Annotated in this window: 2 tRNA genes and 3 rRNA genes; all 5 read right to left on the minus strand. The window is 52.1% G+C overall.

Annotated elements, in window-relative coordinates:
* Window positions 1-52: 52 nt before the first annotated feature.
* A 5S ribosomal RNA gene (rrf, locus tag MWN76_RS20635) occupies window positions 53-168 on the minus strand.
* A gap of 212 nt (window positions 169-380) precedes the next feature.
* Window positions 381-3,265 (minus strand): 23S ribosomal RNA (locus MWN76_RS20640).
* 271 nt (window positions 3,266-3,536) lie between these two features.
* Window positions 3,537-3,612: transfer RNA gene (locus MWN76_RS20645), tRNA-Ala, on the minus strand.
* 119 nt (window positions 3,613-3,731) lie between these two features.
* Window positions 3,732-3,808: transfer RNA gene (locus MWN76_RS20650), tRNA-Ile, on the minus strand.
* A gap of 132 nt (window positions 3,809-3,940) precedes the next feature.
* Window positions 3,941-5,476, minus strand: a 16S ribosomal RNA gene (locus MWN76_RS20655).
* The 16S, 23S and 5S rRNA genes sit together here with 2 tRNA genes alongside, the layout of an rRNA operon.
* Window positions 5,477-5,661: the final 185 nt, after the last annotated feature.

A 5,661-nucleotide genomic window follows, 5' to 3' on the forward strand; every position in this document is an offset into this window, starting at 1 on the left:
CCTAAAATAAAAAAGGCCCAGCCGCGTTAGCGACTGGGCCTTTGTAATCAAAGCCTGACGATGACCTACTCTCACATGGCGAATCACCACACTACCATCGGCGATGTTGCGTTTCACTTCTGAGTTCGGCAAGGGATCAGGTGGTTCCACAACTCTATGGTCGTCAGGCAAACTGGCTTGGGTTGGCTTGGTCTTATGAGCTCTCTGCTCTGCGCCGCCGTTTGATTGTCCGTTTGCCACTGCTTGCGCAGCTAACAATCAACCCAAATAAGTCGGTAAAACAATCTGTAGTAATACACCGCAAGTCGATCTTGCGTGTCTCTCGTTTGCTTTGAGCCTCTGCTCTCACAATCCGAATCGTCAGTAACCATCTCTGTTGTATGGTCAAGCCGCACGGGCAATTAGTACTGGTTAGCTCAACGCCTCACAACGCTTCCACACCCAGCCTATCAACCTGGTAGTCTTCCAGGGCCCTTTAGGGGACTCGAGGTCCCAGGGAGATCTCATCTTGAAGGAGGCTTCCCGCTTAGATGCTTTCAGCGGTTATCCCGTCCGAACATAGCTACCGGGCAATGCCACTGGCGTGACAACCCGAACACCAGAGGTTCGTTCACTCCGGTCCTCTCGTACTAGGAGCAACTCTTCTCAAATCTCCAACGCCCACGGCAGATAGGGACCGAACTGTCTCACGACGTTCTAAACCCAGCTCGCGTACCACTTTAAATGGCGAACAGCCATACCCTTGGGACCGGCTTCAGCCCCAGGATGTGATGAGCCGACATCGAGGTGCCAAACACCGCCGTCGATGTGAACTCTTGGGCGGTATCAGCCTGTTATCCCCGGAGTACCTTTTATCCGTTGAGCGACGACCCTTCCATACAGAATCGCCGGATCACTATGACCTACTTTCGTACCTGCTCGACATGTCTGTCTCGCAGTCAAGCGCACTTTTACCATTATGCTCAATGCATGATTTCCGACCATGCTGAGTGCACCTTCGTACTCCTCCGTTACACTTTGGGAGGAGACCGCCCCAGTCAAACTACCCACCATACACTGTCCCCGATCCCGATAAGGGACCTGGGTTAGAACCTCAAACATACCAGGGTGGTATTTCAAGGGTGGCTCCACTGCAACTGGCGTCACAGTTTCAAAGCCTCCCACCTATCCTACACAAGTAGGCTCAAAGTTCAGTGCAAAGCTATAGTAAAGGTTCACGGGGTCTTTCCGTCTAGCCGCGGGTACACTGCATCTTAACAGCGATTTCAATTTCACTGAGTCTCTGGTGGAGACAGCGTGGCCATCGTTACGCCATTCGTGCAGGTCGGAACTTACCCGACAAGGAATTTCGCTACCTTAGGACCGTTATAGTTACGGCCGCCGTTTACCGGGGCTTCGATCAAGAGCTTCGGACGAATCCTAACCCCATCAATTAACCTTCCGGCACCGGGCAGGCGTCACACCCTATACGTCCACTTACGTGTTTGCAGAGTGCTATGTTTTTAATAAACAGTCGCAGCCACCTGGTCACTTCGACCGGCCTCAGCTTAGGGAGCAAGTCCCATCACCAAAACCGGCGTACCTTCTCCCGAAGTTACGGTACCATTTTGCCTAGTTCCTTCACCAGAGTTCTCTCAAGCGCCTTGGTATTCTCTACCTGACCACCTGTGTCGGTTTCGAGTACGGTTCACTATTGCCTGAAGCTTAGAAGTTTTTCCTGGAAGCATGGCATCGACCACTTCGTCTCAAAAAAGAGACTCGTCGTCAGCTCTCGGCCTTAGGGACCCGGATTTGCCTAAGTCCCCAGCCTACTACCTTAAACACGGACAACCAATCGCCGTGCTGGCCTAGCCTTCTCCGTCACTCCGTCGCAGCAATAGCGAGTACAGGAATGTTAACCTGTTTCCCATCGACTACGGCCTTCGCCCTCGCCTTAGGGGCCGACTAACCCTGTCCCGATTAGCGTTGGACAGGAACCCTTGGTCTTCCGGCGGGGAGGTTTTTCACCTCCCTTATCGTTACTCATGTCAGCATTCGCACTTCTGATATGTCCAGCATGCCTCCCGGCACACCTTCAACCACTTACAGAACGCTCCTCTACCATGCATCAAAGATGCATCCGCAGCTTCGGTTACCAGTTTGAGCCCCGGTATATCTTCCGCGCGGGCCGACTCGACTAGTGAGCTATTACGCTTTCTTTAAAAGATGGCTGCTTCTAAGCCAACTTCCTAGCTGTCTGGGCCTTCCCACATCGTTTCCCACTTAACTGGTATTTGGGACCTTAGCTGGCGGTCTGGGTTGTTTCCCTTTCCACGACGGACGTTAGCACCCGCCGTGTGTCTCCCGCGATTGCACTCCACGGTATTCGGAGTTTGCATGGGGTTGGTAAGTCGGGATGACCCCCTAGCCCAAACAGTGCTCTACCCCCGTGGGTGAGACGCGAGGCGCTACCTAAATAGCTTTCGAGGAGAACCAGCTATCTCCCGGCTTGATTAGCCTTTCACTCCGATCCACAGGTCATCTCCTAACTTTTCAACGTTAGTGAGTTCGGTCCTCCAATTGATGTTACTCAATCTTCAACCTGCCCATGGATAGATCGCCGGGTTTCGGGTCTATTGCCTGCAACTGAACGCCCTATTAAGACTCGATTTCTCTACGGCTTCCCTATGCGGTTAACCTTGCTACAGACAATAAGTCGCTGACCCATTATACAAAAGGTACGCAGTCACCCCGAAGGGCTCCTACTGCTTGTACGTATACGGTTTCAGGTTCTATTTCACTCCCCTCTCCGGGGTTCTTTTCGCCTTTCCCTCACGGTACTGGTTCACTATCGGTCAGCTGGGAGTATTTAGCCTTGGAGGATGGTCCCCCCATGTTCAGTCAAGATAACACGTGTCCCGACCTACTCGATTTCACTCTAAGTGCCTTTTCGTGTACGGGGCTATCACCCTGTATCGCGGAACTTTCCAGATCCTTCCACTAAAACACAAAGAGCTTAAGGGCTAATCCCCTTTCGCTCGCCGCTACTCAGGGAATCTCGGTTGATTTCTTTTCCTCCGGGTACTTAGATGTTTCAGTTCCCCGGGTTCGCCTCGCATAGCTATGTATTCACTATGCGATACCTGTAAAACAGGTGGGTTTCCCCATTCGGACATCCTAGGATCAAAGCTTGTGTGCCAGCTCCCCTAGACTTTTCGCAGGCTCCTACGTCCTTCATCGCCTCCAGCTGCCAAGGCATCCACCGTATACGCTTAGTCGCTTGACCATACAACACAAACGACTACTAACGACTTTTAACATCCAGTCCAATAAACTTCATTGGATCCGGACGCCGGATTGTGTGCTTGAGAGACACACATTATTGATGTTGAGTATTTGTTAAGTACTCAACCTCGCCTTGCAGTGTATTACTACAAATTGTTTCACCTTGTTAAAGAACATCTGATGCAAAAATCAGAAAGCTGAACTCTTATTCTCAAACCGCGAGAAACCACTAAGAATCCAGTTTTCTGATCTCTAATGCTGCTGTCAGTAGATGGTGGAGCTAAGCGGGATCGAACCGCTGACCTCCTGCGTGCAAGGCAGGCGCTCTCCCAGCTGAGCTATAGCCCCATCTTGATAAGTCGATCGCAAGATGAACTCGCTATCGTTAATTTTTCTGCAGCTAGGCATTTTGGTCCGCCGCATAGCCTGCTATGCAAGGAGCAAAATAACGACGCTACAGGAAAATTTGGTAGGCCTGGGCAGACTTGAACTGCCGACCTCACCCTTATCAGGGGTGCGCTCTAACCAACTGAGCTACAGGCCTAAAACTATCTGCCCTTGGGGTTTAAAACCTCAGGGCACTAGACCCGCCCAATGGGCTTCACTGACATCAACATCATCAGTCCGATCAAGCAATATGTGTGAGCACTTACGAAACAACTCTCGATAAATCGTTTAAGGAGGTGATCCAGCCCCAGGTTCCCCTAGGGCTACCTTGTTACGACTTCACCCCAGTCATGAATCACTCCGTGGTGACCGTCCCCCCGAAGGTTAGACTAGCCACTTCTGGAGCAACCCACTCCCATGGTGTGACGGGCGGTGTGTACAAGGCCCGGGAACGTATTCACCGTGACATTCTGATTCACGATTACTAGCGATTCCGACTTCACGGAGTCGAGTTGCAGACTCCGATCCGGACTACGACTGGTTTTCTCGGATTAGCTCCACCTCGCGGATTCGCAACCGTCTGTACCAGCCATTGTAGCACGTGTGTAGCCCAGGACGTAAGGGCCATGATGACTTGACGTCGTCCCCACCTTCCTCCGGTTTGTCACCGGCAGTCTCCCTAGAGTTCTCAGCATTACCTGCTAGCAACTAGGGACAAGGGTTGCGCTCGTTACGGGACTTAACCCAACATCTCACGACACGAGCTGACGACAGCCATGCAGCACCTGTCACTCGGTTCCCGAAGGCACCAATCCATCTCTGGAAAGTTCCGAGGATGTCAAGCCCTGGTAAGGTTCTTCGCGTTGCGTCGAATTAAACCACATGCTCCACCGCTTGTGCGGGCCCCCGTCAATTCATTTGAGTTTTAACCTTGCGGCCGTACTCCCCAGGCGGTCTACTTATTGCGTTAGCTGCGTCACAAAGCCCTCAAGGAGCCCTACGACTAGTAGACATCGTTTACGGCGTGGACTACCAGGGTATCTAATCCTGTTTGCTCCCCACGCTTTCGCACCTCAGCGTCAGTATCGAGCCAGGCAGTCGCCTTCGCCACTGATGTTCCTTCCTATATCTACGCATTTCACCGCTACACAGGAAATTCCACTACCCTCTCTCGTACTCTAGCCAGCCAGTTCTGAATGCAGTTCCAAGGTTGAGCCCTGGGCTTTCACATCCAGCTTAACTAACCGCCTACGCGCGCTTTACGCCCAGTAATTCCGATTAACGCTCGCACCCTCCGTATTACCGCGGCTGCTGGCACGGAGTTAGCCGGTGCTTCTTCTTTCGGTAACGTCAATGATGTTGCGTATTAAACAACACCCCTTCCTCCCGAATGAAAGTGCTTTACAACCCGAAGGCCTTCTTCACACACGCGGCATGGCTGCATCAGGGTTTCCCCCATTGTGCAATATTCCCCACTGCTGCCTCCCGTAGGAGTCTGGGCCGTGTCTCAGTCCCAGTGTGGCTGATCATCCTCTCAAACCAGCTACGGATCGTTGCCTTGGTAGGCCGTTACCCCACCAACAAGCTAATCCGACGTGGGCTCATCTGATAGCACGAGGTCCGAAGATCCCCCGCTTTCCCCCGTAGGGCGTATGCGGTATTAGCATCCGTTTCCGAATGTTGTCCCCCACTACCAGGCAGATTCCCACGCGTTACTCACCCGTCCGCCGCTCTAGTCACTCCCGAAGGAGCTTTCGCGCTCGACTTGCATGTGTTAGGCCTGCCGCCAGCGTTCAATCTGAGCCATGATCAAACTCTTCAGTTTAAAGAGTCGCCTGACACTCAAGGATGCTAAACATCAGCAACCAATCAGGCTTAAGTCTTGCTCGGAATTAACGTAAATCGAATTGTCGAGTTACTTACTTCCGATATATCGTGTATCGATACATCGCTCCGTAAGCACCCACACATATTGCTTGATCGAATTTTTAAACAACTCAGCTGGGCGCC

The organism is Microbulbifer litoralis (assembly GCF_023634065.1).
GTDB classification, from domain to species: Bacteria; Pseudomonadota; Gammaproteobacteria; order Pseudomonadales; family Cellvibrionaceae; genus Microbulbifer; species Microbulbifer litoralis.